Origin of the sequence: Chryseomicrobium aureum, from assembly GCF_043182735.1 — a bacterium.
GTDB classification, from domain to species: domain Bacteria; phylum Bacillota; class Bacilli; order Bacillales_A; family Planococcaceae; genus Chryseomicrobium; species Chryseomicrobium aureum.
In genome coordinates this window covers 246,469-271,975 of record NZ_CP171117.1, presented here as the reverse complement: position 1 = coordinate 271,975, position 25,507 = coordinate 246,469, and the positions used below count along the sequence as shown (strand labels likewise).

Below are 25,507 nucleotides of genomic sequence, written 5' to 3'. Positions count from 1 at the left end.
GGTGTTACCTCCTCTCAATTAGCGTCTTGTTTTCTTATCGTCAGCACCGTGACCTTTATAAGCACGTGTTGGTGCGAACTCGCCTAATTTGTGTCCAACCATATCTTCAGTTACGTATACAGGCACGTGTTTACGACCATCGTAGACTGCAATCGTTTGACCGATAAATGTTGGGAAAATTGTAGAGCGACGAGACCAAGTTTTGATGACAGACTTTTTCTCATTGTCCTTTTGAGCTTCCACTTTTTTCATTAAGTGATCGTCTACAAAAGGTCCTTTTTTCAAGCTACGACCCATTTTGGAACCTCCCTTAGTGATTCCACTACGGCTCCTACGAACCGCAGTTTAACCACTTTATTTTTTACGACGACGAATGATCATTTTGTCGGATTTGTTTTTCTTCTTACGTGTCTTCGCTCCTAGAGTTGGTTTACCCCATGGAGACATTGGAGACTTACGTCCGATTGGTGTACGACCTTCACCACCACCGTGTGGGTGATCGTTCGGGTTCATTACAGATCCACGTACAGTTGGGCGTTTACCTAACCAGCGTGAACGACCTGCTTTACCGATGTTTACTAGTTCGTGTTGTTCGTTTCCTACTTCACCGATTGTTGCACGGCAAACACCTAGGATAAGGCGAACTTCACCAGATTGAAGACGTACGATTACGTACTTACCTTCACGACCTAAAACTTGTGCAGATGTACCAGCAGAACGTACTAGCTGTCCACCTTTACCAGGTTTCATTTCGATGTTGTGGATTGTAGAACCCATTGGGATGTTTTCAAGTGGTAACGCGTTACCTACTTTAATATCCGATTCTGGTCCAGATACGATTTCCATACCTACTACTAATCCTTTTGGTGCTAAGATGTAACGTTTTTCTCCATCAACATAGTTGATTAAAGCGATATTCGCTGAGCGGTTTGGATCATACTCGATTGTAGCAACGCGGCCTGGAATGCCATCTTTGTTGCGTTTGAAATCGATGATACGGTATTGACGCTTGTGACCGCCACCGTGATGACGAACAGTAATTTTACCTTGGTTGTTACGGCCGCCTTTACGCTTCACAGGAGCAAGCAATGATTTCTCAGGCTTGTTAGTTGTGATTTCAGCATAATCAAGACTAGTCATGTTACGACGTCCGTTTGTGGTCGGTTTATACTTTCTAATCGCCATGTTTTTCCCTCCTTCATGGTTTTAACTCTTCTATAAGATTAGATCTCGAATAATTCGATTTCTTTGCTATCGACTGTTAAAGTAACGATTGCTTTACGACGTTTGTTTGTGAATCCGCCGAAACGGCCAACGCGCTTGAATTTACCTTTGTAGTTCATGATGTTTACTTTCGCAACTTCAACACCAAAGATTTCTTCTACTGCGCTTTTCACGTTTGTTTTTGTAGCGCGAGTGTCCACTTCGAAAGTGTACTTTTTCTCGCCCATTAGTTCAGAAGAACGCTCGGTAATGACCGGACGTTTAATAATATCACGTGCTTCCATTATCCAAGCACCTCCTCCACTTTTTCTACAGCTGCTTTTGTCATGATTAACTGATCGTGACCCACTAGGTCAAGAACGTTAATTCCAGAAGCAGAAACAACTGTGATGCCTGCGATGTTACGTGCAGATAATGCAACGTTCTCATCTAGGTCAGCTGTTACAACAAGAGCTTTTTTCGCGATTGAAAGATCTTTCAATACTTGAACGAAGTCTTTTGTTTTTGGTGCATCAAATGATAATGCATCCACTACTAGCAAGCTTTCTTCGCGAACCTTAGAAGATAACGCTGAAAGAAGAGCTAAGCGACGAACTTTCTTCGGTAGTTTGTAGCTGTAGCTACGTGGAACTGGACCGAATACGATACCACCACCACGCCATTGTGGAGAGCGGATAGAACCTTGACGAGCACGGCCTGTACCTTTTTGGCGCCATGGCTTACGTCCACCACCTGCAACCTCAGAGCGACCTTTCACTTTGTGGTTACCTTGGCGTAGAGAAGCACGTTGTGCAATGATAGCTTCAAAAAGTACCGCTTCGTTTGGTTCGATTCCGAACACGCTATCGTTTAATTCGATCTCGCCTACTTCAGAACCTGTTACGTTTAAAACTTTAACTTTTGCCATTCCTGTTTCCTCCTTTCTTCAAAGATTATTTCGATTTAATAGCCGCTTTCACAACTACTAATGATTTACGAGAACCAGGAACATTACCTTTTACTAATAGTAGGTTACGCTCAGCATCAATCTTAACCACTTCTAGGTTTTGGATTGTTACTGTGTGTCCACCCATTTGACCAGGTAATTTCTTTTGTTTGAATACACGGTTCGGAGCAACTGGACCCATTGAACCCGGACGACGGTGGTAACGAGAACCGTGAGACATTGGGCCGCGAGATTGTCCGTGGCGTTTAATTACACCCTGGAAACCTTTACCTTTTGAAACACCTGTTACATCGATTACATCGCCTTCAGCGAAACTTTCTACATTGACTACTTGACCAACCTCGTAATCAGCAGTATTAAGTCCGCGGAACTCGCGGATGAAGCGCTTAGGAGCAGTGTCCGCTTTTGCTACGTGTCCTTTAGCTGGTTTGTTAGAAAGCTTTTCGCGCTTATCTTCAAAACCTAACTGAATTGATTCGTAGCCATCCGTGTCAACAGTTTTCTTTTGAAGCACTACGTTTGGTGTTGCTTCGATAACTGTTACTGGGATAAGATCACCGTTCTCAGCAAATACTTGCGTCATACCGATTTTTCTACCTAAGATTCCTTTGGTCATTCGTCACACCTCCTGTTAATTGTTTGTTAGTTTATTTTTTACCTATTAAAGTTTGATTTCGATATCAACGCCAGATGGTAAATCAAGCTTCATTAACGCGTCAACAGTTTGTGGTGTTGGGTTAACGATATCGATCAGACGTTTATGCGTACGCATTTCGAATTGCTCACGAGAATCTTTGTACTTGTGAACAGCACGCAAGATTGTGTACGTCGACTTCTCAGTTGGAAGTGGGATCGGACCTGATACACTAGCACCTGAACGTTTCGCAGTTTCTACGATTTTCTCAGCAGACTGATCTAGAATTCTGTGATCATACGCTTTTAAACGGATACGAATTTTTTGTTTTGCCATTACTTTCCCTCCTTTTCGCCTATTTACTAGACATTCTCCACGAAAATTTTCCAACGCACGCGCCATGGCAAAGCGGCCGGGTGTGTCGGTAACCTCTCGCTTCATCGCAGTCAAAGACCAACATTCAACATTATAACGAAAAAAAAAAGAATCCGCAAGTGTTTTAGCGAATTCTTTTTTAAATTCTTTTTGTTATAAAATCATTGCTGCAATCCACCCAAAAATTATGAGGGGAATGTTGTAGTGAATGAACGTCGGCACCGTCGTATCCCAGATATGATTGTGCTGACCGTCCGCATTCAATCCTGATGTCGGGCCAAGCGTCGAGTCAGACGCTGGCGAGCCGGCATCTCCAAGTGCGCCCGCTGTTCCGATCAGTGCGATGATTGCCATCGGACTAAATCCTACTTGCATCGCAAACGGAACAAACAATGTGGCGATGATTGGGATCGTTGCAAACGATGAACCAATTCCAAGTGTCACTAACAGACCAACGACAAGCATTAGTAAGGCAGCGAGTCCTTGATTGTTGCCAATGACGTTTGTTGTCCCTTCTACTAATGTTTCCACATCTCCTGTAGCTTTCATAACTTCCGCAAAGCCATTAGCTGCTAACATGACGAATCCGATGAACGCCATCATCTGCATTCCTTCTATTAGAACACGATCTGATTCAGACCAACGAACGGCACGTGTAGCAAACAGTACAGCAATACCTGCGAGCGCTCCGATAATCATGCTTTCTGTGAGTAGCTGACCTGCGAGTGCTGCAGCGAGCGCTAAAATTGTAAACACAATCGTAAGTGGCGTCACATTGGCACGTGCTACTTCAATCTCAGCAGACTGGTGATATGCCCGTTCTTTTCGGTACGTAACGAATACTGCGATGAACAATCCAACGATAAGTCCTGCTGTCGGGATCAACATCGCAGTCGGAATATCTGACTGATCAATTGCCATTCCAGCGAGCTCCATCTGTTCCGCAATGATTCCGTGGAAGATGGCTCCGAATCCGTATGGTAATAAGATATACGGTGCCGTTAAACCAAATGTCAAAATAGCTGCAACTAAACGACGATCCAAATTCATTTTGTTAAAAAGGGGGAGTAATGGTGGAATCAACAATGGAATAAACGCGATATGAATCGGGATGACGTTTTGCGAAGCGATGGACATGAGTAGAATCGCTGCAAGTAAAAACCATTTGATTGAAGCAAAGCTTCCTGACTTTGATTGTTTAGTTGAATCTATCAATTTGTCGACGAGCCAGAGTGGCAACCCCGTGCGCGAGATAGCAACTGCGAATCCTCCCAGTAACGCATAACTCAGTGCAATCGTCGCACCGTTTCCAAGACCCTCCGTAATTGCTGTTAGTGTAGCTTCTATAGAAAGACCTGCAATCAGGCCTCCAGACAATGCGCCTATTAATAAAGCGACGACTACATTCACGCGTAGTAAACTTAGTACTAGCATGATGAGTACCGCTATCAGTACTGCATTCATTCAAATTCCTCATTTCTAATTTCATTGTTTCTGCGTGAATACTTTACTCTGCTAAACAAGTAGAGCGTTAAAGTTAACAAGTGTTATAATAGCATGCGCTTTTTGGAGTGTCAACATGTGTGATCAAGGCCGGAAGGTGTTTCATGATTGCTAGTGGGAGCGATTTAGTTTCCATAATATGAGGAACCGGTGAATCAGTGAAACTAGGCTTTGAAACTCCCGACACAATTGCCAAACAACCGCGAATAACCTTCGAATCTCCCGACACAATTGCCGAACTCAGCTAGCTCCCCCCACTTGAATTGAATAGAAAAACCGCCTGATTCGGCGGCTCATTCATTTTCTAGCTTTTTAATTTCCTTTTTCAAGCGTTTTAAATCTTCACCTGTATATGTTGGGTATTTCGGATCTAACTTTTCCATCAGTTCAATCATGATCTCTGTTACCAGACGGCGACTATGCCACTCGTCATCTGCTGGCAAGACGTACCATGGGCAATAACTCGTCGACGTATGATTTAACATTTCTTCAAACACCTTTTGGTAGTCATCCCAGTATTCTCGTTCTTCAATATCTGAGAACGAAAACTCCCAGTGCTTTTCCCGATTTTTCATGCGCTCAAGCAATCTGTCTTTTTGTTCATCTTTCGACATATGAAAGAAGAACTTCACAATGTGGATCCCATTTTCATAGAGATATTTTTCATAATCATTGATTTGGCGATAGCGCAGTTTCCAAATAGAACGTTTGTCTGCATGATCTGGAATATTCCCGTCTTCCAGCGTGTTATGAATCCGCGGTGCGATTACTTCCTCATAGTGTGAGCGATTTAGGATCCCGATTTGTCCCCGATCCGGCAGTCCCACTTGGATGCGTCTTAAATAATCTTGTTTCATCTCTTCATCTGTTGGTTTACTAAGTGTCGTCGTTTTCAGGCCTTGAGCACTCAAGTTGGAAAAGATATAGCTAATTGCTTCATCTTTCCCTGCTGCATCCATTGCTTGCAAAACAACCAAGATCCCGTGTTTCTCTTCCGCATGAAGTCTGTGATGCAGATCTTTCATTTGTGTTACCAGGTCTGGAATGATGTGCTCACGTATATGATCGTTCTCTTCTTTCTTCCCTTCAGAAGTTGGATAGTCTTTGAGGCGAATGGACTTTGTGCTCGGCACTTTATATGTACTAACTTTCATGGATGTGGCCTCCTCTTTATATATAGGAAACTTTACCCGCGGTTGAAATTGCGCAAACCTAATGAGGGGAAGGGCTTGCTAGGAAGGGCTTTTGATACTTAAGGGCTTACTAGTAAGAACTTGAGTAATTTAGAGGTTTTGATGAGAAGAGAATTGAAGTTAGTTTCCATAATTCGAGGAACGTCAGAATAAACTCCGCTAACATCACAATCAGCCGAGTTAACGTAATAATCAACTTAGTAGTGTGATAAAGTCAGCGGCGATTTTTGAATTTCACTAAAGTTGAGTGGAATGGAGGGGTTGACTCCAGTGGGATTACAGTCTGCCGTGAGATCCCGCAGGAGTATGCGACGAGGAAGCTCACGCAGCGCCCGCGGAAAGCAACCCCGCAGTGGAACTCAACGTCTTAAATGGTTTTTCGACTCCGGGTGAAATCAAGTTGCGCCTTCTAGAAATCCCGCGAAAACTGAAATCTAGTTTCGACTTCGAATCAAATCGGGTTCCATGCGTTAGAAATACATTCGAAAATCAATCGCACCCCTAGAGACAAAGAGAGTCTCTAGGGGCACGATTGATTCCCGAAGCATTTCTGGACGAACGCCTTCCACACCTACAAATAAAACCCTCCCCAGCGTCCCGGGGAGGGTTCAAAATCAGCAAAAGCTGAAATTATTTAGTGATAGTCGCAACTACACCAGCACCAACAGTACGTCCACCCTCACGGATAGAGAACTTAGTACCTTCTTCAAGCGCGATTGGAGCGATTAGAGAAACAGTCATTTCGATGTTGTCTCCAGGCATAACCATTTCAACGCCTTCTGGTAAGTTACATACGCCAGTTACGTCAGTTGTACGGAAGTAGAACTGTGGGCGGTAGTTTGAGAAGAATGGAGTGTGACGTCCACCCTCTTCTTTTGATAATACATAAACTTCAGCTTTGAACTCAGTGTGTGGAGTGATTGAGCCTGGTTTAGCTAATACTTGTCCACGTTGGATATCTTCACGAGAAACCCCACGAAGAAGTGCACCGATGTTGTCTCCAGCTTCTGCATAGTCAAGAAGTTTACGGAACATTTCTACACCAGTTACAGTAGTAGATTTTGGCTCTTCAACGATACCGATGATGTCTACAACGTCACCGACTTTAACTTGTCCACGCTCAACACGGCCAGTAGCAACTGTTCCACGACCAGTGATTGAGAATACGTCCTCAACTGGCATCATGAAAGGCTTGTCAGTTTGGCGCTCAGGTGTTGGGATGTAAGAATCTACAGCGTCCATAAGTTCGATGATTTTTTCTTCCCACTCAGCTTCGCCTTCTAGAGCTTTAAGAGCAGAACCTTTGATTACTGGAATGTCATCGCCTGGGAAGTCGTATTCTGATAATAGATCACGAATTTCCATTTCAACTAATTCTAGTAACTCTTCGTCATCAACCATGTCACATTTGTTCATGAATACAACTAGGTAAGGAACACCTACTTGACGTGAAAGAAGAATGTGCTCACGAGTTTGTGGCATTGGGCCATCAGCAGCAGATACTACTAAGATACCGCCGTCCATTTGTGCAGCACCAGTGATCATGTTTTTAACATAGTCAGCGTGACCTGGGCAGTCAACGTGTGCATAGTGGCGAGCTTCAGTTTCGTACTCAACGTGAGATGTGTTGATTGTGATACCGCGCTCTTTTTCTTCTGGAGCGTTGTCGATTTGATCGTATGAACGAGCCTCACCGCCAAGACGCTTAGAAAGAACTGTAGCGATAGCAGCTGTTAAAGTAGTTTTACCGTGGTCAACGTGACCGATAGTACCGATGTTAGCATGTGTTTTGGAACGATCGAATTTTTCTTTAGCCATTAGAGTAAATCCTCCTCAGTAATTGTTTGTTTTATGATAAAAGCAGAAGGGGCAAGCCCCTTTGCTTTCATACACTACAAGATAGTTATACTTGAAACGAAGGTGAATTTCAATTATTCACCTTTATTTTTTTTGATGATTTCTTCAGCGATTGACTTAGGAACTTCTTCATAGTGATCAAATGTCATTGAGAATGTTCCGCGTCCCTGTGTATTAGAACGTAGTGATGTTGCATATCCAAACATTTCAGCAAGTGGAACCATTGCACGAACTACTTGTGCGTTTCCGCGAGCTTCCATACCTTCAACGCGTCCACGACGTGACGTGATGTCACCCATGATATCGCCTAGGTATTCTTCTGGAATTACAACTTCTACTTTCATAACAGGCTCTAGAAGAGCTGGGTTAACTTTAGATACTGCGTTTTTAAGAGCCATTGAAGCAGCAATTTTGAACGCCATCTCATTCGAGTCAACATCGTGGTATGAACCATCGAATAATTTTGCTTTTAAGTCGATGATTGGGTAACCCGCTAACATACCATTGTCTAGAGAGTCACGTAGACCCGCTTCGATTGCTGGAATGTATTCACGTGGTACAACACCACCAACGATAGCGTTAACGAATTCAAAGCCTTTACCTTCTTCGTTTGGAGAGAACTCGATCCAAACGTGACCGAATTGACCACGACCACCAGATTGACGGACGAATTTACCTTCTACTTCAGCAGTAGCACGGATAGTCTCACGGTAAGATACTTGAGGAGCACCTACGTTAGCTTCAACTTTGAATTCACGTTTCATACGGTCAACTAGGATATCAAGGTGAAGTTCACCCATACCTGAGATGATCGTTTGGCCAGTTTCCTGGTCCGTGTGTGCACGGAACGTTGGATCCTCGTCTTGAAGTTTTTGTAGAGCTTGACCCATTTTATCTTGGTCAGCTTTTGATTTTGGTTCTACAGATAATGAGATAACTGGCTCTGGGAAGTCCATAGACTCAAGGATAACTAGGCTCTTTTCATCACATAGTGTATCTCCAGTTGTTGTATCTTTAAGACCAACAGCCGCAGCGATATCTCCTGCATATACTTTTGAAATCTCTTCACGAGAGTTGGCGTGCATTTGTAGGATACGACCTACGCGCTCACGCTTCCCTTTAGTAGAGTTCTGAACGTATGATCCAGAATCTAATGTACCTGAGTACACACGGAAGAATGTTAATTTACCAACGTAAGGATCCGTCATGACTTTGAATGCAAGTGCTGAGAACGGAGCTTCATCTGAAGGTTCACGTACTAGCTCTTCTTCTGTGTCTGGGTCGATCCCTTTCATTGGAGCTACATCAAGTGGCGATGGCAGGTATGCGATAACCGCATCCAACATCTTTTGAACACCTTTGTTTTTGAACGCAGTACCACAAACTACTGGGTAGAAGTCTACGTTTACAGTACCTTTACGGATACCTTCAACTAGTTCTTCGTTTGTGATTTCTTCGCCGCCAAGGTATTTTTCCATTAGCTCTTCGTCAAGCTCAGCTACTGCTTCGATTAACTTTTCGCGGTACTCTTCAGCTTGCGCTTTGTACTCTTCTGGAATTTCCACTTCTTGAATATCCGTACCAAGGTCGTTTCCGTACATCGTAGCAGTCATTGCCACTAAGTCAATGATTCCACGGAAGTCGTCTTCTGCACCGATTGGTAACTGGATTGGGTGAGCGTTTGCTTCCAAACGATCATGTAATGTTTTAACAGAGTACAAGAAGTCTGCACCTGTTTTATCCATTTTGTTGATGAAAACGATACGTGGTACGCCGTAAGTTGTAGCTTGACGCCATACTGTTTCCGTTTGTGGTTCTACACCTGATTGTGCATCAAGTACAGTTACCGCACCATCAAGTACACGTAGTGAACGTTCAACTTCAACCGTGAAGTCTACGTGTCCTGGTGTATCGATGATGTTTACGCGGTGCTCTTTCCATGCAGCTGTTGTAGCAGCTGATGTGATTGTAATTCCGCGCTCTTGCTCTTGCTCCATCCAGTCCATCTGTGAAGCACCTTCGTGCGTTTCACCAATTTTGTGGATACGGCCAGTGTAATAAAGGATACGCTCAGTCGTTGTTGTTTTACCAGCATCGATGTGCGCCATGATTCCGATATTACGAGTTTTCTGTAATGAAAATTCGCGAGCCATTTAAGTTGTCTCCTTCCACTTCGGATTAGAGTGTATAGATTCGGGTGAATCCTACCAGCGATAGTGAGCGAATGCTTTGTTCGCTTCCGCCATTTTGTGCATATCTTCGCGCTTCTTAACTGAAGCACCAGTGTTGTTAGATGCATCTAGGATTTCATTCGCTAAACGCTCTTCCATAGTTTTCTCTCCACGTAGGCGAGAGTAGTTTACAAGGTAACGAAGACCAAGAGTAGAACGACGGTCTGGGCGAACCTCAACCGGTACTTGGTAGTTCGCTCCACCAACACGGCGTGCGCGTACTTCTAGTACTGGCATTACGTTGTTAAGTGCAGCTTCGAATACTTCTAGTGGATCTTTACCAGAACGCTCTTTTACTAATTCGAACGCTCCATAAAGGATCTTTTGAGAAGTACCTCTTTTACCATCAATCATCATTTTGTTAATTAAGCGTGTTACTAGCTTTGAATTGTAAATTGGATCTGGTAACACGTCACGTTTGGAAACAGGACCTTTACGAGGCATGTGTTTTCCTCCTTTCAAAGATTGGTACGATTTGAATTAAATTATTTTTTTTCTTTTGGACGCTTAGTACCGTAAAGTGAACGGCTTTGCATACGACCATTAACACCAGCAGTATCAAGTGCACCACGAACGATGTGGTAGCGTACCCCTGGTAAATCTTTTACTCGTCCGCCACGGATAAGTACAACACTGTGCTCTTGAAGGTTGTGACCTTCACCTGGAATGTAAGCAGTTACTTCCAGTGTGTTTGTTAAACGCACACGAGCATATTTACGAAGAGCCGAGTTCGGTTTCTTCGGTGTCATCGTACCAACACGCGTACAAACTCCACGCTTTTGAGGCGAGTTTAAGTTTGTCGTTGATTTTTTAAAGCTGTTGTAGCCTTTTCCTAGTGCTGGTGATTTTGACTTAGTGACGTTGGATTTACGAGGCTTACGGACCAATTGGTTAATTGTAGGCATCGATTTGTCCTCCCTTCATTTCTAGTTAATTTAAGACCACACATCCAGGTGGTTCATTTTTAGGTAAAAAACAAAGGCTTTGTGAATTTCACAAAAACCGTGAGTCAGCAATTGCTACGACAGAAGCGTGAACCCGAAGGCCAGCCACTTTACCAAGCTGTTGTTTTGACGGAACATTCGTTACCGGAATGTTGAACTCTCGCGCAACTTCCAGAACGGGTGCAATCACATGGTGATCAACATCCATCGCGACAATAATTTCGGACAAGTGTCCATTTCGCGCAGCTTTTACTGCTTGCTTTGTACCGATGATCGTTTTCTGTGCTTGCTTCACTTTTTCATAAGACATTTGCATATCCTCCAAAGCGGTCAAGTCATGGAACTATCAACCTTAAACATATTATCATCTCTACAGATTCATGTCAACACGAATCCATAAAAATATCACGGACTCTCTCCACTTCGGAGGAGCCCGCGATTTATCGACTAGAACTTATTCAGCGCCAATCGTTTCTAAATCTTCTTCAAGTTCGTCTTTAGCTAAGCGCAATTGACGGTAACGTTGCATACCTGTACCAGCTGGGACAAGCTTCCCGATAATAACGTTCTCTTTAAGACCCAGCAACTCGTCACGTTTCCCTTTGATTGCTGCATCTGTAAGGACACGAGTTGTCTCCTGGAACGATGCTGCAGATAAGAAGGATTCTGTTTCAAGTGATGCTTTTGTGATCCCCAGGATGACTGGACGGCAAGTAGCCGGAAGTTTTCCTTCAAGAACAGCGTCACGGTTTGCTTCAGCGAATTGGTGAACGTCCAGAAGTGATCCTGGAAGTAGTTCCGTTTCACCAGCCTCGATGACACGCACTTTACGAAGCATTTGGCGAACCATTACTTCGATGTGTTTGTCGCCGATTTCTACCCCTTGCATACGGTAAACCTTCTGAACTTCTTTCAGCAAGTAAAGTTGAACTGTGTTGACATCTTTGACGCGAAGAAGTTCTTTCGGATCGATTGAACCTTCTGTCATAACTTGTCCACGCTCAACCGTGTCGCCTTCAGACACTTTCAGACGGGCATTGTATGGTGCCAAGTACTTACGTGTTTCCACGTCGCCTTTGACTGTAATTTCTTTCTGGCCTTCACGAATCTCATCGACCTTCTCGATTGTACCGTTGACTTCTGAGATGACCGCTTGTCCTTTTGGATTACGGGCTTCAAAGATTTCTTGGATACGTGGAAGACCTTGTGTGATATCGTCTCCTGCTACCCCACCTGTGTGGAATGTACGCATTGTTAACTGAGTACCTGGCTCTCCAATTGACTGGGCAGCGATGATACCAACTGCTTCTCCCACTTCAACTGTGTCGCCTGTTGCAAGGTTAAGACCATAACATTTCTTACATACACCATGTTTTGTATTACATGTGAAAGCAGAACGGATTGTTAACTTCTCTAGTCCAGCGTCTAAGATTTCGCGTGCGATATCCGTTGTAATTAATCCGTCTTTTTCTAAGATGACAGCGCCCGTTTCTGGGTGGAATACTGTTTTCTTCGTGTGACGGCCAACGATACGTTCGCTGAAGTCCTCGATAACCTCTGAACCTTCCATTAATGATCCAATTTCAAGACCACGATCTGTTCCACAATCGTCTTCACGAACGATGACGTCTTGTGCTACGTCTACTAGACGACGCGTCAAGTAACCTGAGTCAGCTGTCTTCAGGGCTGTATCGGCAAGACCTTTACGAGCACCGTGAGTAGAGATGAAGTATTCAAGTACCGTTAAACCTTCACGGAAGGAAGATTTGATCGGTAACTCGATGATACGACCAGCCGGGTTGGCCATCAGACCGCGCATACCTGCAAGCTGCGTGAAGTTGGACGCGTTACCACGTGCTCCAGAGTCTTGCATCATGAAGATTGGGTTTAAGTGATCAAGAGACTGCATTAACTTGTCTTGCATAACTTCTTTTGCTTTACTCCACTGGCTGATGACACTTGCATAACGCTCATCTTCCGTAATAAGACCACGACGGAATTGCTTCGTTACTTTGTCCACTTTGCCTTGTGCTTCCTCAAGGATTTCTCCTTTGTCTGGAAGTACCACGATATCTGAAATACCGATTGTGATACCAGCACGCGTTGAGTATTTAAAGCCTAATGCTTTCATGCGATCCAACATTTTTGATGTTTCTGTAATGTGGAATTGCTTGAACACTTCAGCAATAACATTTCCAAGGATTTTCTTCTTGAACGGAGAAACAATTTCCATGTCCTCTAGATGTTTTTTCACATCTGTGTTCGTTGGAACGAAGTATTTTCCTGGTGTTTCAACTTGTAGGTTAAAGTCAGTTGGTTCGTTGATGTATGGGAATTCCTCAGGAAGGATCTCATTGAAAATCACTTTACCGACTGTCGTTAATAACAACATTTTGTTTTGCTCTTCAGTAAACGTTTGGTTGTTTAGAGAAGAAGCTGCAATCGCGATACGAGAGTGCAAATGCACGTGACCGTTCGTGTATGCAAGTAAAACTTCATCTGGTCCGTAGAAGATAGAACCTTCACCTGTTGCACCTTTACGCTCAAGAGTTAAGTAGTAGTTTCCTAGTACCATATCCTGAGATGGTGTAACAACTGGTTTTCCGTCTTTCGGGTTCAAGATGTTTTGAGCGGCAAGCATAAGAAGACGCGCTTCTGCTTGTGCTTCTGCAGAAAGTGGAACGTGAACCGCCATTTGGTCACCATCGAAGTCAGCGTTGTAAGCTGTACATACAAGTGGGTGTAGACGGATGGCACGGCCTTCAACTAGTGTTGGCTCGAATGCCTGGATTCCTAATCGGTGAAGCGTAGGTGCTCGGTTAAGAAGGACCGGATGCTCACGGATAACGTCTTCTAATACATCCCAAACTTCAGAATGTAGACGCTCGATTTTGCGTTTCGCAGATTTAATATTATGGGCAAGACCGCGTTCTACCAATTCTTTCATAACGAACGGTTTGAACAACTCGATCGCCATTTCTTTTGGTAGACCACATTGGTACATTTTTAAGTTAGGACCTACAACGATAACCGAACGACCAGAATAGTCAACACGTTTACCAAGTAAGTTTTGACGGAAACGTCCTTGCTTCCCTTTTAGCATGTGTGATAGTGACTTCAATGGACGGTTACCTGGTCCAGTAACTGGACGGCCACGACGACCATTATCAATCAATGCATCCACTGCTTCTTGGAGCATGCGCTTCTCATTTTGAACGATGATGCTTGGAGCACCAAGGTCAAGAAGACGCTTTAGACGGTTGTTCCGGTTGATGACACGGCGGTACAAATCATTCAAGTCAGACGTCGCAAAACGTCCACCATCTAATTGAACCATCGGACGTAATTCTGGTGGAATGACCGGAAGAACATCAAGAATCATCCAATCTGGTTTGTTTCCAGAGTTACGGAATGACTCAACTACTTCAAGACGTTTAATCGCACGTGTGCGACGTTGTCCTTGTGCAGTTTTCAATTCTTCTTTTAGCGTATCCGTTTCTTTTTCAAGATCGATTTCTTCGAGCAAGCGCTTGATAGCTTCTGCACCCATCGCTGCTAAGAATTTCGTTCCATATTTTTCACGGTATGCGCGGTATTCCTTCTCAGAAAGAAGTTGTTTCTTTTCAAGCGGTGTATCCGCAGGATCTACCACGACATAAGAAGCAAAGTAAATGACTTCTTCTAAAGAGCGTGGAGACATATCAAGAATCAAGCCCATACGACTTGGAATTCCTTTAAAGTACCAAATATGTGAAACAGGAGCAGCTAGCTCGATGTGACCCATACGCTCACGACGTACTTTTGCACGTGTGACTTCTACTCCACAGCGGTCACAGACGACGCCTTTATAACGGACGCGCTTGTATTTTCCACAGTGACACTCCCAATCCTTTGTAGGACCGAAGATACGTTCACAGAATAACCCGTCTTTCTCAGGTTTTAGTGTACGGTAGTTGATTGTTTCTGGTTTTTTAACTTCTCCATAAGACCATGAACGAATCTTGTCTGGTGAAGCTAATCCAATTTTCATATATTCGAAGTTATTAACGTCTATCAAGGAGCCTACCTCCCTCTAGTGTTGTCTTTAAAAGACTTCAAGCAGCTCTGCTTTAAGATAGGCGGGAAGGACGAACCTTCCCGCAGTATAGAAATTACTTATTCAACTGTCTCAGCAGTTTCCTCTGAAACTGGTGGTAAGATGCCTAATGACTCAGCTGATGGCAGGTCTTCGTCTTCTTCAAGATCGCGAAGCTCTACTTCTTCATCATTGATTGTCATCATTTTAACGTCCATACCTAGTGACTGAAGCTCTTTAATTAATACTTTGAATGATTCTGGAACACCTGGTTCTGGAACGCTTTCGCCTTTAACGATGGCTTCGTATGTTTTCACACGACCTACAACGTCATCGGATTTCACTGTCAAGATTTCTTGAAGTGTATAAGCAGCACCATAAGCTTCAAGTGCCCAAACCTCCATCTCCCCGAAACGCTGACCACCGAACTGGGCTTTACCGCCAAGTGGTTGTTGCGTAACAAGTGAGTAAGGTCCTGTAGAACGTGCGTGAAGCTTGTCATCAACCATGTGCGCAAGTTTGATCATGTACATGATTCCGACAGATACACGGTTGTCGAATGGTTCCCCTGAGCGACCATCATAAAGGACAGTTTTCCCGTCACGATTCATCCCAGCTTCTTCCATCGTTTCCCATACATCTTCTTCATTCGCTCCATCAAATACAGGAGATGCCATGTGAACACCTAACGTACGAGCAGCCATACCTAAGTGAAGCTCAAGTACCTGACCGATGTTCATACGAGATGGTACACCAAGTGGGTTCAACATGATATCAACTGGCGTTCCGTCTGGAAGGAAAGGCATATCTTCTTCCGGCAAGATGCGCGAGATAACACCCTTGTTTCCGTGACGTCCAGCCATTTTATCCCCTACAGAGATTTTACGTTTTTGTACGATGTACGCACGAACGAGTTGGTTTACACCCGGTGGAAGCTCATCTCCGTCTTCACGGTTGAATACTTTCACGTCTAGGATGATACCGCCAGCGCCGTGTGGTACACGTAGAGACGTGTCACGAACTTCACGTGCTTTTTCACCGAAGATTGCGTGTAGTAGACGCTCTTCTGCAGTAAGTTCTGTAACCCCTTTAGGTGTTACTTTTCCTACTAAGATATCGCCATCACGAACTTCAGCACCGATACGGATGATTCCACGATCGTCTAGGTTACGAAGTGCTTCTTCCCCGACGTTTGGAATATCACGTGTAATTTCTTCCGGCCCAAGCTTTGTATCACGAGACTCTGACTCATACTCTTCAATATGGACAGATGTGTAAACGTCGTCTTTCACAAGACGCTCGCTCATGATTACAGCATCCTCGTAGTTGTAGCCGTCCCATGTCATGAAGGCAACAAGAACGTTACGCCCAAGCGCTAACTCTCCAGCTTCCATTGATGGTCCGTCTGCGAGGATATCATTTGGATTCACTACATCGCCAACACGTACGATTGGGCGTTGGTTGTAGCTTGTCCCTTGGTTTGAACGGATGAATTTTTGTAGCTTGTATACTGTTAAATCGCCTTTTACTTCTTTGCCATCGACTTCTTCGATGCGGCGAACGCGAATTTCTTTTGCTTCGACGTGCTCAACGATTCCGTGATACTTGGCAACAACTGCTGCGCCTGAATCACGTGCGTTGACGTGCTCCATACCTGTTCCGACAAACGGTGCTTCTGGGTTTAATAGAGGCACGGCTTGACGTTGCATGTTTGCTCCCATTAGGGCACGGTTGGAGTCATCGTTTTCTAAGAATGGGATACATGCTGTCGCAGCCGATACAACTTGCTTTGGAGATACGTCCATGTAGTCGATTTGCTCGCGGCGGAATACCGTGTTATCTCCACGGAAACGTCCTACGACTTCTTCGTTTGCAAAGCTACCGTCTTCAGTTAGAATCGAGTTTGCTTGTGCCACTACATAGTTGTCTTCTTCATCTGCTGTTAAGTAATCGATGCGGCTAGTCACTTGACCTGTCTCAGGATCTACACGACGATATGGTGTTTCAATAAACCCAAACTTGTTCACTTTCGCGAAACTTGAAAGGGAGTTGATTAGACCGATGTTTGGCCCCTCAGGTGTTTCAATCGGACACATACGACCATAGTGAGAGTAGTGAACGTCACGTACTTCAAATCCAGCACGCTCACGTGTTAAACCACCAGGTCCAAGTGCAGATAGACGACGCTTATGCGTTAGCTCTGCAAGTGGGTTTGTTTGGTCCATGAACTGAGATAATTGCGAGCTACCGAAGAACTCTTTAATCGACGCGATAACAGGACGGATGTTGATCAGCTGTTGCGGCACGATAGATTGTGTATCATTGATTGACATACGCTCACGTACAACACGCTCCATACGAGAAAGACCGATACGGAACTGATTCTGAAGAAGTTCTCCGACTGAACGCAGACGACGATTTCCTAGGTGATCGATATCATCTGTGTTTCCAACGTTGTATAAAAGGTTAAAGAAGTAACTGATAGAAGAAATAATATCAGCAGGTGTGATATTTTTGATTTCTTCTTCTACGTACGCGTTGCTGATTACCGTAATTTCTTTTTGGTTCTCATCGTTTGGTGCGTAGATTTTCACAGCTTGGATTACGATGTCATCTTCAAGTACGCCACCCACTTGTGAAAGTGTTTTGAAGCCAATCCCACTTTCAAGGTTTGGAATCAAACGGTCTAGTACTCGACGGTCGATCATTGTTCCCTCTTCTACAAGGATTTCTCCTGTTTCTGGGTCAACAAGTGTTTCAGCAATCGTTTGGTTGAAGAGACGGTTTTTGATGTGAAGCTTTTTATTCATCTTGTAGCGACCTACATTTGCAAGATCATAACGCTTCGCATCGAAGAAACGAGAATATAAAAGGCTCTTCGCGCTATCTACTGTTGGCGGCTCGCCTGGACGAAGACGCTCGTAAATTTCTAGAAGTGCTTTTTCTGTTGTTTCTGTGTTATCTTTTTCGAGTGTATTGCGTAAATATTCGTTGTCACCAAGAAGCTCAATGATTTCTTGGTCTGTACCGAAACCTAATGCACGCAGTAACACGGTAACTGGTAGTTTACGTGTACGGTCGATACGGACATATACAACGTCTTTTGCATCGATTTCATACTCAAGCCATGCACCACGGTTTGGAATTACTGTAGCACCAAAGCCTTTTTTACCGTTTTTATCTGTTTTATCGTGGAAATATACACTTGGGGAACGAACTAACTGAGAAACGATTACACGTTCAGCACCATTGATGATGAATGTGCCTGTTTCTGTCATAAGTGGGAAGTCACCCATAAATACATCTTGTTCTTTTACTTCGTCTGTCTCTCTGTTGTGGAGACGTACTTTTACACGAAGTGGTGCTGCATATGTTGCATCACGCTCTTTTGATTCGTCTACTGAGTACTTAGGTTCACCAAGCTTGTAGTCGACGAATTCAAGGGATAAGTTCCCTGTAAAATCTTCGATCGGTGAAATATCTTTAAACATTTCACGCAATCCTTCTTCTAAAAACCACTCATAAGATGCCGTCTGAATCTCAATCAGATTCGGAAGATCGAGCACCTCACTGATACGCGCAAAACTTCTGCGCTGGCGGTGTTGTCCGTACTGAACTAGTTGACCTGTCAACTTATTCACCCCTCAAGAAACGATTTTCTTTCTATGCTGCCTAGGCAGCGATAAAGACAAAAAGAAAACGAGTTCTAAGTTAGAGCTCATTTTCGATTACATAAAAATTGACGGAGCGTGCTGTAAAAATGGGCATACTCCTACAAAATAATATTTTTGCATTTTATTATAATATCACAGCGAATTTGTCAAGTCAATATTTCTTGGCCTTTAAAATCCAATATCCCTTGACTTTTTCCACAACTTCTACTTCTGAGTAGAGCTGTTCGAGAAATTCTTTTGTCGATGGGGCACCTTGTTTCTTTTGAATCACGATCCAAAGTTCGCCACCGTCTAAAAGACGTTCATACGCTTGTTGATAGAATCGGAAAATAGTTTCTTTCCCTGCACGAATCGGAGGATTGGTAATGACCGCAGCTAGTCCTGTCGGTACATTCTCCATTCCGTCACTTACGGCAATTCGCACATTTTGAACCCCGTTGCGGTCTGCATTTTTTCCAGCAAGCTCCACAGCTCGCTCATTGACATCCACCATATGGACGATCCGTTCTGGAAACGCTTTGGCGAGCGTCAACCCGATCGGGCCGTATCCACACCCTACGTCTGCAAAGTCTCCGTCGATCTGAGGTGCCTGAAATGCCTCCATGAGAACACGGGAGCCAAAATCTACTCCACTTTTGCTGAATACTCCACGATCCGTCTCTAGTGTGAACGTGTGGCCACGCCCTACATGCTGGATCTTTGAGGGATTACTTTCAACGTCTGGACGATTCGAATAATAGTGGTTGCTCATGACATTCCCCTCCTTCGTAAAACGTAAAAAGAAGAAAAGCCCGTCACTAATTGACGGGCTTTTCACTGTAGGAAGAAAGTGATTACTTAACTTCTACGTTAGCGCCTACTTCTTCAAGTTGAGCTTTGATTGCTTCAGCATCTTCTTTAGATACGCCTTCTTTAAGTGCTTTTGGTGCGTTGTCTACTACTTCTTTAGCTTCTTTCAAGCCAAGACCAGTGATTTCACGTACCACTTTGATTACTTTGATTTTTTGATCGCCAGCAGAAGCTAGGATTACATCAAATTCAGTTTGCTCTTCAGCAGCAGCAGCGCCACCAACAGCAGCAGCTACAGGAGCAGCAGCAGTTACACCAAATTCTTCTTCGATTGCTTTTACTAGGTCGTTAAGTTCAAGAACTGTCATTTCTTTGATTGCTTCTAAGATTTGCTCGTTTTTCATTTTAATTTCCTCCTATTTGGATATAAGTTTATGAAGCTACGAGGCTGCTATTAAGCGCCTTGCTCTTCTTTTTGTTCTGCAACAGCTTTTGTTGCAAGCGCGAAGTTGCGCATTGGAGCTTGAAGTACAGAAAGTAGCATAGAAAGTAGGCCTTCGCGTGATGGAAGTTCTGCAAGAGCTTTAACGTCTGCTGCAGATGCAACCGTACCTTCGATAATACCCGCTTTGATTTCAAGCGCTTCGTTCGTTTTTGCGAAATCGTTGATGATTTTCGCAGGAGCTACTACATCTTCAGTTGAAAATGCAACAGCGTTTGGACCTGTTAAGTGCTCGTTGATTGCTTCGAATCCAACAGATTCAGTCGCACGACGTGTTAAAGAGTTTTTGAATACTTTGAACTCAACGCCAGCTTCACGAAGTTGTTTACGAAGTTCAGTTACTTGCGCAACGTTCAAACCACGGTAGTCAACAACTACTACTGATGCAGCAGATTGGAACTTCTCAGCGATCTCTTGAACTTGCACTTTTTTTGTTTCGATTGCTTTGCTCATAGTGGCACCTCCTATTAGAATTGCCATTTATACCGACAAAAGAAAAGCCCCCGGGTCTAAAAAGACACGAAGGCAGGAAAAGTCATCATCAAAAAGAATCTGAATTTTGCTTGTCCTCGGCAGGAACATTAAGCGCATGACACGCACCTGCTGTCTTCGGTACAAATGATTAAGTTACAACAAGAGACATCTTAACAGATGCCTCTCAGAGTTGTCAATACTTATTTTGCTGCAGCAGCAGCGTCGATTTTTACAGCAGGACCCATAGTTGTTGTTACAACTACAGACTTCATGTAAACACCTTTCGCAGCTGAAGGCTTAGCTTTTTGAATTACATCAAATACAGTTTTGAAGTTTTCTGCTAACTTGTCGTTGTCGAAAGAAGCTTTACCGATTGGAGCGTGGATGATTCCAGCTTTGTCTGCACGGTATTCTACTTTACCAGCTTTGATTTCGTTAACAGCTTTTGTTACGTCAAATGTAACTGTACCTGTTTTCGGGTTCGGCATTAAACCTTTTGGTCCTAATACACGTCCGATTTTACCAACTTCACCCATCATGTCAGGAGTCGCTACGATTACATCGAAGTCAAACCATCCTTGTTGGATTTTGTTGATGTAGTCAGCATCGCCTACGAAGTCAGCGCCAGCAGCTTCTGCTTCTTTTGCTTTTTCGCCTTTAGCGAATACTAATACACGTTGAGTTTTACCAGTTCCGTTTGGAAGCACTACTGCTCCACGGATTTGCTGGTCGTTTTTACGAGTGTCGATTCCAAGACGGAATGCCACTTCAACTGTTGCATCGAAGTTTACAGTGCTTGTTTCTTTCGCAAGCGCGATTGCCTCGTCAACAGAATATAATTTCGTACGGTCGACTAATTTCGCCGCATCTTGTAGTTTTTTACCTTGTTTAGCCATTTTAAAATGTCCTCCTTATAGTGGTCTTAGCGGAATAAACCTCCCACAATTAAGGGCTGTAGCTATTCATGTTATGAACAACTACAACCCCCAAAACAAACGCGTCATAAAAACGTAAGCACAGTATTAGTCTTCGATCGTAATACCCATGCTACGTGCAGTACCTTCAACCATCAACATAGCTGCTTCAACAGATGCTGCATTTAAATCTGGCATTTTTTGTTCTGCGATTTCGCGAACTTTATCACGTTTCACCACTGCCACTTTTACGCGGTTTGGTTCACCTGATCCAGATTGAATACCAGCTGCTACTTTAAGTAGAACTGCTGCCGGTGGAGTTTTTGTAATGAATGTAAATGAACGGTCTTCAAATACAGAAATTTCAACCGGAATGATTAGTCCTGCTTGATCAGCAGTACGTGCGTTGAACTCCTTACAGAATCCCATGATGTTCACACCTGCTTGACCTAGTGCTGGTCCAACTGGTGGAGCTGGATTAGCTTTACCTGCAGGGATTTGTAGTTTAACAACTTTAATCACTTTTTTAGCCACGAGACACACCTCCTTAAGTCCGTGATGTGGTAATAGGGTCGCCCCTCCCACTCAATATCTGTCTCTCAGCGATTACGCTGCTTACAGTAATAAAATTTGTTAGGCAGACTTTTTCAGCCTGACCTTTGAAATGATACTATAATTTCCAACGTTCTGCAAGTAGCAATCGGAATTATATTTTTTGAACTTGCTCGTAATCAAGTTCCATATTCGTTTCACGACCGAACATGTCGACGGAAACTGTGATCTTGCCTTTCGCACCATCGATTGCTTCCACTTTGCCTTGGAAGTGTGCAAACGGCCCTTCAAGCACTTCAACTAGCTCGCCGATATCAAAGTCCATTTCGACTTTGCGCTCGGACATACCCATTTGTTTCAGGATGAAATCAACTTCTTCTGGAAGAAGTGGTGTTGGTTTTGTTCCTCCACCTGATGACCCAATAAACCCTGTTACACCTGGTGTGTTACGTACCACATACCAAGCGTCATCCGTCATGATCAATTCAACCAAAACGTAGCCTGGGAATGTTTTACGCATCACTGTGCGCTTTTTACCATCTTTATAATCTGTCTCTTGCTCTTCTGGAATGATGACGCGGAAAATCTTGTCTTGCATTCCCATCGTCTCAACGCGTTTTTCAAGGTTTGCTTTTACTTTGTTCTCATACCCAGAATACGTGTGGACGACATACCAATTCTTCTCCATCGGTGTGGAATCCTCCTTTTTTCTCTCCAAATGAAAAAACCCGTTTTAGGACGGGCTATTCGTTCACATATCAATTTGCTGTGATTTACAGGTCAAGATACCAACGGAACAACTCAGTAATTCCTAAATCGATAACAGCAAAAAATAAAGCTACAACTACAACCGTGGACAATACAATAATTGTGTAACGTGTAAGTTCCTTGCGGCGTGGCCAGCTGACCTTACGCATCTCAGAAACGACGTTTTTAAAGAAATTACCTACATTAGCCATTCGAGCTAAAACCTCCATGCGTGGGATCTTGCGATGTATGTTTACAGTGTTTGCTTATGAAGTGTATGTGCATTGCAATGCGCACAAAATTTCTTGCGTTCAACACGCGTTGATGTGGTTTTGGCAGGCACCGTATAATTACGACTGCCACACTGTGTACAACTTAAACTCATTTTTTGCGACATAACCATCACCTCTCGGCGTGTAAAGTCTTTTACAAGCGTACCACCTGATATTTCCTCTGTCAACAGCGCGTCAAGTACTCAACTCATAACACTTACTTCTGCATAACGTTCCAATTTTCTTTTGACACGTTGCAAAGCATTATCAATCGATTTGACATGCCGGTTTAACTGTTCCGAGATTTCCTGGTACGACTGACCCTCGATGTAGAGCATGAGCACTTGCTGCTCCAAATCACTCAACATCTCCCCCATCTTCTCTTCAATGAAATCAAAACTCTCTTGGCTAATCACCAATTGTTCCGGGTCATCGATCACCGTGCTGGCAATGGTATCAAGCAGTGTCCGTTCAGAATCTTCGTCAAAATAAACGGGTTTATCAAGGGAGACGTACGAGTTCAACGGGATGTGCTTTTGACGCGTCGCCGTCTTGATCGCCGTAATAATTTGACGTGTGATACAAAGTTCCGCAAAGGCTCGGAAAGACGTTAATTTTTCCTCACGAAAATCACGAATGGCTTTATAAAGGCCAATCATGCCTTCTTGCAAAATATCCTCCCGGTCCGCTCCTATCAAAAAATAGGATTTGGCTTTCATGCGGACGAGTGGCTTGTATTTGGTGATCAGAAAATCCAGTGCTTCGGTATTGCCGGCATGGATGAGCTCGAGAACGGCGTCATCTGCCAGTTGTGAGAAGGGGGCATGCCCATGTGCTGTCTTATCCATGAAGTCACCTCGGATGCGCTTGTTACCTTTAGTATACAGAAGATGGTAAGCGCCTTCAATGTATCATTTCAATCCTCGGCGCCATTTTTCGAAAATTTCTGCAACTTCTGTCGTCAAAGGAATCTTTGAATGGGCATTGGAAGACTGAATAGACCGAACTTCTTTTGTGATTTGTTTCTCCACAAGTTCCATTTCGATTTCAAGCTCCCGCGCGGACTTGCGGAGCGCTCCTTGCGCAAAGATGACCCATTGTTCGATAGAGTCGGACGTAGCTACGACCACTTCTGTCCGTCGGTTGATGAGTTGGGCAGCAAGCTTCTCTATCCGCTCATCCGCAGTTTCATTCTCACGTGTATAAATAATTTGTAATTTGTATTTGTTTTCCTTCGACTCGATCCCTGGGACGAGGTGGGCATCAAATACAATGATGACCTCACATCCCATAAAGGCTTGATATTCTGCCATGTGTTCAATCAACCGGTCCCTGGCATCTAAGAGCTTGCTATCTTTTAACACGCGCAGCTCTTGCCAAGCACCGATGATATTATAGCCGTCTACAAGAAGGATCTGCTTCATGTTAATTACCTAGTGGCTGACGATTTCGATACACTTCGTACATCAAGAGTGAAGCTGCTACGGACGCGTTTAAACTTGTCACGTGGCCAATCATCGGCAAATGGTACAGGAAGTCACACTTGTCACGTAACAAGCGGCCCATCCCTTTCCCTTCGCCTCCAATGATGACAGCCAGTGGAAGTGTTGCATCCATACGACGGTAATCTGTCGAGCCTTTTGCATCAGTTCCTGCGATCCAAACACCCTTCTTCTTTAACTCATCAATGGTTTGCGCTAAGTTTGTAGCGCGATGAACAGGTACGTGTTCAATTGCGCCAGTTGACGCTTTTGCAACGACCGCTGTCAATCCAACTGCACGGCGCTTTGGAATGATGATTCCGTGAACACCCACTGCATCCGCTGTTCGTAAAATCGACCCCAGATTATGAGGATCTTCTAGCTCGTCTAAAATTAAGATGAATGGGTCTTCTTTGCGACTTTCTGCTAGGGCCAAAATATCATCAAGCTCTGCGTATGTGTATGCAGCAACTGATGCGACGACTCCTTGGTGAACCGAATCTGTCAGTTGGTCGAGTTTTTTCTTCGGAACGAACTGGACGACGATGCCCGATTCCTTTGCGAGTTTGATAATTTCCGTGACGCCGGTTTTTTGCGTTCCTTCGCCAATCCAAATTTTGTTCATTTCTCGTCCGGCCTTTAATGATTCGAGGACGGGGTTTTTCCCGGCAATAATCTCTCCGGTCTGTTCATGTTTTTCAGTCATTTTGTGGCCTCCTTTCGGCTATCAATTGCGGTGATCGCATAGGTTAAAAGTTGTTCGACACGGTCATGGTCTCCTCGCAGATAAAGGCTACCTAGGACCGCCTCAAACCCTGTACTTGCTCGGTATGTTTGGACATCTGTGTTTTTCGGGACCGTTCCAGACTTCGCATTGCGGCCACGGCGATACGTCGCAAGTTCGTCTTCTGTCAGGAAGTTGTTTTCCATCATGTCATGCACAATAGCGCTCTGGGCTTTTGCAGATACATAGTTCGTAGCTTCTCGGTGTAAGGCATTTGGGCGAATCATCCCGTTCACAAGAAGGTGCTCACGAACCGCCCGTTCAAGAACAGCATCTCCCATATAGGCGAGCGCGAGGGCATTCAGTTGTTTCACATCAGCTGGACGTAACGACATG

At 44.1% G+C, this 25,507-nt stretch carries 27 protein-coding genes and 1 other annotated feature; all 27 genes read right to left on the bottom strand.

The window, feature by feature from the left end:
• Positions 1–18: 18 nt before the first annotated feature.
• The 27 genes from rpsS to ACF3OH_RS01355 all read right to left on the bottom strand — a co-directional run bounded on the left by rpsS (position 19) and on the right by ACF3OH_RS01355 (position 25,506).
• Positions 19–297: a 30S ribosomal protein S19 gene (gene rpsS / locus ACF3OH_RS01485; protein WP_204591498.1), complete on the bottom strand. Its 279-nt coding sequence runs from the start codon at positions 295–297 to the stop codon at positions 19–21.
• A 57-nt stretch (positions 298–354) separates the two neighbouring features.
• On the bottom strand, positions 355–1,185 hold the full coding sequence (gene rplB, locus ACF3OH_RS01480; RefSeq protein ID WP_204591495.1) for a 50S ribosomal protein L2: 831 nt from the start codon (positions 1,183–1,185) through the stop codon (positions 355–357).
• A gap of 38 nt (positions 1,186–1,223) precedes the next feature.
• Positions 1,224–1,508 (bottom strand): 50S ribosomal protein L23, encoded by a 285-nt coding sequence (rplW, locus tag ACF3OH_RS01475; protein WP_204591494.1) that lies wholly within the window; start codon positions 1,506–1,508, stop codon positions 1,224–1,226.
• The gene (rplD, locus tag ACF3OH_RS01470) at positions 1,508–2,131 is read right to left on the bottom strand and encodes a 50S ribosomal protein L4 (RefSeq protein WP_204591492.1); all 624 of its coding nucleotides are present in this window, start codon (positions 2,129–2,131) and stop codon (positions 1,508–1,510) included. Before rplD ends, rplW begins: the two co-directional genes overlap by 1 nt.
• Positions 2,132–2,156: 25 nt before the next feature.
• The gene (rplC, locus tag ACF3OH_RS01465) at positions 2,157–2,786 is read right to left on the bottom strand and encodes a 50S ribosomal protein L3 (protein WP_392455479.1); all 630 of its coding nucleotides are present in this window, start codon (positions 2,784–2,786) and stop codon (positions 2,157–2,159) included.
• 45 nt (positions 2,787–2,831) lie between these two features.
• Positions 2,832–3,140: a 30S ribosomal protein S10 gene (rpsJ, locus tag ACF3OH_RS01460; protein WP_093274779.1), complete on the bottom strand. Its 309-nt coding sequence runs from the start codon at positions 3,138–3,140 to the stop codon at positions 2,832–2,834.
• Positions 3,141–3,332: 192 nt separating this feature from the next.
• Complete coding sequence (locus ACF3OH_RS01455) at positions 3,333–4,643, bottom strand: Na+/H+ antiporter family protein (RefSeq protein WP_392455478.1); 1,311 nt, start codon at positions 4,641–4,643, stop codon at positions 3,333–3,335.
• 332 nt (positions 4,644–4,975) lie between these two features.
• On the bottom strand, positions 4,976–5,836 hold the full coding sequence (locus ACF3OH_RS01450) for a PPK2 family polyphosphate kinase (protein WP_204591486.1): 861 nt from the start codon (positions 5,834–5,836) through the stop codon (positions 4,976–4,978).
• A 669-nt stretch (positions 5,837–6,505) separates the two neighbouring features.
• Positions 6,506–7,693, bottom strand: coding sequence for an elongation factor Tu (tuf, locus tag ACF3OH_RS01445; protein ID WP_204591485.1), 1,188 nt, complete (start codon positions 7,691–7,693; stop codon positions 6,506–6,508).
• 113 nt (positions 7,694–7,806) lie between these two features.
• Positions 7,807–9,885, bottom strand: coding sequence for an elongation factor G (gene fusA / locus ACF3OH_RS01440; protein WP_392455476.1), 2,079 nt, complete (start codon positions 9,883–9,885; stop codon positions 7,807–7,809).
• A 51-nt stretch (positions 9,886–9,936) separates the two neighbouring features.
• Entirely contained in the window at positions 9,937–10,407 is a 471-nt protein-coding gene (rpsG, locus tag ACF3OH_RS01435) for a 30S ribosomal protein S7 (RefSeq protein ID WP_094942216.1), read from the bottom strand.
• A 41-nt stretch (positions 10,408–10,448) separates the two neighbouring features.
• Complete coding sequence (rpsL, locus tag ACF3OH_RS01430) at positions 10,449–10,868, bottom strand: 30S ribosomal protein S12 (protein ID WP_094942217.1); 420 nt, start codon at positions 10,866–10,868, stop codon at positions 10,449–10,451.
• Positions 10,869–10,956: 88 nt separating this feature from the next.
• Complete coding sequence (locus tag ACF3OH_RS01425) at positions 10,957–11,217, bottom strand: ribosomal L7Ae/L30e/S12e/Gadd45 family protein (RefSeq protein ID WP_392455474.1); 261 nt, start codon at positions 11,215–11,217, stop codon at positions 10,957–10,959.
• Positions 11,218–11,361: 144 nt separating this feature from the next.
• Positions 11,362–14,964 (bottom strand): DNA-directed RNA polymerase subunit beta', encoded by a 3,603-nt coding sequence (gene rpoC / locus ACF3OH_RS01420; RefSeq protein ID WP_204591481.1) that lies wholly within the window; start codon positions 14,962–14,964, stop codon positions 11,362–11,364.
• Between the two features lie 98 nt (positions 14,965–15,062).
• The gene (rpoB, locus tag ACF3OH_RS01415) at positions 15,063–18,614 is read right to left on the bottom strand and encodes a DNA-directed RNA polymerase subunit beta (protein WP_204591479.1); all 3,552 of its coding nucleotides are present in this window, start codon (positions 18,612–18,614) and stop codon (positions 15,063–15,065) included.
• Between the two features lie 193 nt (positions 18,615–18,807).
• Positions 18,808–19,407 (bottom strand): class I SAM-dependent methyltransferase, encoded by a 600-nt coding sequence (locus ACF3OH_RS01410; RefSeq protein ID WP_204591477.1) that lies wholly within the window; start codon positions 19,405–19,407, stop codon positions 18,808–18,810.
• Positions 19,408–19,489: 82 nt separating this feature from the next.
• A complete protein-coding gene (gene rplL / locus ACF3OH_RS01405) occupies positions 19,490–19,849 on the bottom strand; it encodes a 50S ribosomal protein L7/L12 (RefSeq protein ID WP_392455472.1) in 360 nt (119 codons plus the stop codon).
• Between the two features lie 50 nt (positions 19,850–19,899).
• Positions 19,900–20,400, bottom strand: a complete 501-nt coding sequence (gene rplJ, locus ACF3OH_RS01400) for a 50S ribosomal protein L10 (protein ID WP_204591473.1) — start codon at positions 20,398–20,400, stop codon at positions 19,900–19,902.
• A 31-nt stretch (positions 20,401–20,431) separates the two neighbouring features.
• Positions 20,432–20,578, bottom strand: a sequence feature (ribosomal protein L10 leader region).
• A gap of 43 nt (positions 20,579–20,621) precedes the next feature.
• Complete coding sequence (gene rplA, locus ACF3OH_RS01395; protein WP_204591471.1) at positions 20,622–21,317, bottom strand: 50S ribosomal protein L1; 696 nt, start codon at positions 21,315–21,317, stop codon at positions 20,622–20,624.
• 126 nt (positions 21,318–21,443) lie between these two features.
• A complete protein-coding gene (rplK, locus tag ACF3OH_RS01390) occupies positions 21,444–21,869 on the bottom strand; it encodes a 50S ribosomal protein L11 (protein ID WP_165767464.1) in 426 nt (141 codons plus the stop codon).
• A gap of 172 nt (positions 21,870–22,041) precedes the next feature.
• On the bottom strand, positions 22,042–22,575 hold the full coding sequence (gene nusG / locus ACF3OH_RS01385; protein ID WP_204591469.1) for a transcription termination/antitermination protein NusG: 534 nt from the start codon (positions 22,573–22,575) through the stop codon (positions 22,042–22,044).
• An 85-nt stretch (positions 22,576–22,660) separates the two neighbouring features.
• Positions 22,661–22,846, bottom strand: a complete 186-nt coding sequence (gene secE, locus ACF3OH_RS01380) for a preprotein translocase subunit SecE (protein WP_204591467.1) — start codon at positions 22,844–22,846, stop codon at positions 22,661–22,663.
• 41 nt (positions 22,847–22,887) lie between these two features.
• Positions 22,888–23,031 (bottom strand): 50S ribosomal protein L33, encoded by a 144-nt coding sequence (gene rpmG / locus ACF3OH_RS01375; RefSeq protein WP_204591465.1) that lies wholly within the window; start codon positions 23,029–23,031, stop codon positions 22,888–22,890.
• A gap of 78 nt (positions 23,032–23,109) precedes the next feature.
• On the bottom strand, positions 23,110–23,754 hold the full coding sequence (gene sigH / locus ACF3OH_RS01370) for an RNA polymerase sporulation sigma factor SigH (protein ID WP_204591463.1): 645 nt from the start codon (positions 23,752–23,754) through the stop codon (positions 23,110–23,112).
• 63 nt (positions 23,755–23,817) lie between these two features.
• A complete protein-coding gene (locus tag ACF3OH_RS01365) occupies positions 23,818–24,330 on the bottom strand; it encodes an NYN domain-containing protein (protein ID WP_392455469.1) in 513 nt (170 codons plus the stop codon).
• A 1-nt stretch (position 24,331) separates the two neighbouring features.
• Positions 24,332–25,093, bottom strand: coding sequence for a 23S rRNA (guanosine(2251)-2'-O)-methyltransferase RlmB (gene rlmB, locus ACF3OH_RS01360; protein ID WP_204591460.1), 762 nt, complete (start codon positions 25,091–25,093; stop codon positions 24,332–24,334).
• Complete coding sequence (locus ACF3OH_RS01355) at positions 25,090–25,506, bottom strand: Mini-ribonuclease 3 (protein ID WP_392455467.1); 417 nt, start codon at positions 25,504–25,506, stop codon at positions 25,090–25,092. The genes rlmB and ACF3OH_RS01355 overlap by 4 nt, the downstream gene beginning before the upstream one ends.
• Position 25,507: the final 1 nt, after the last annotated feature.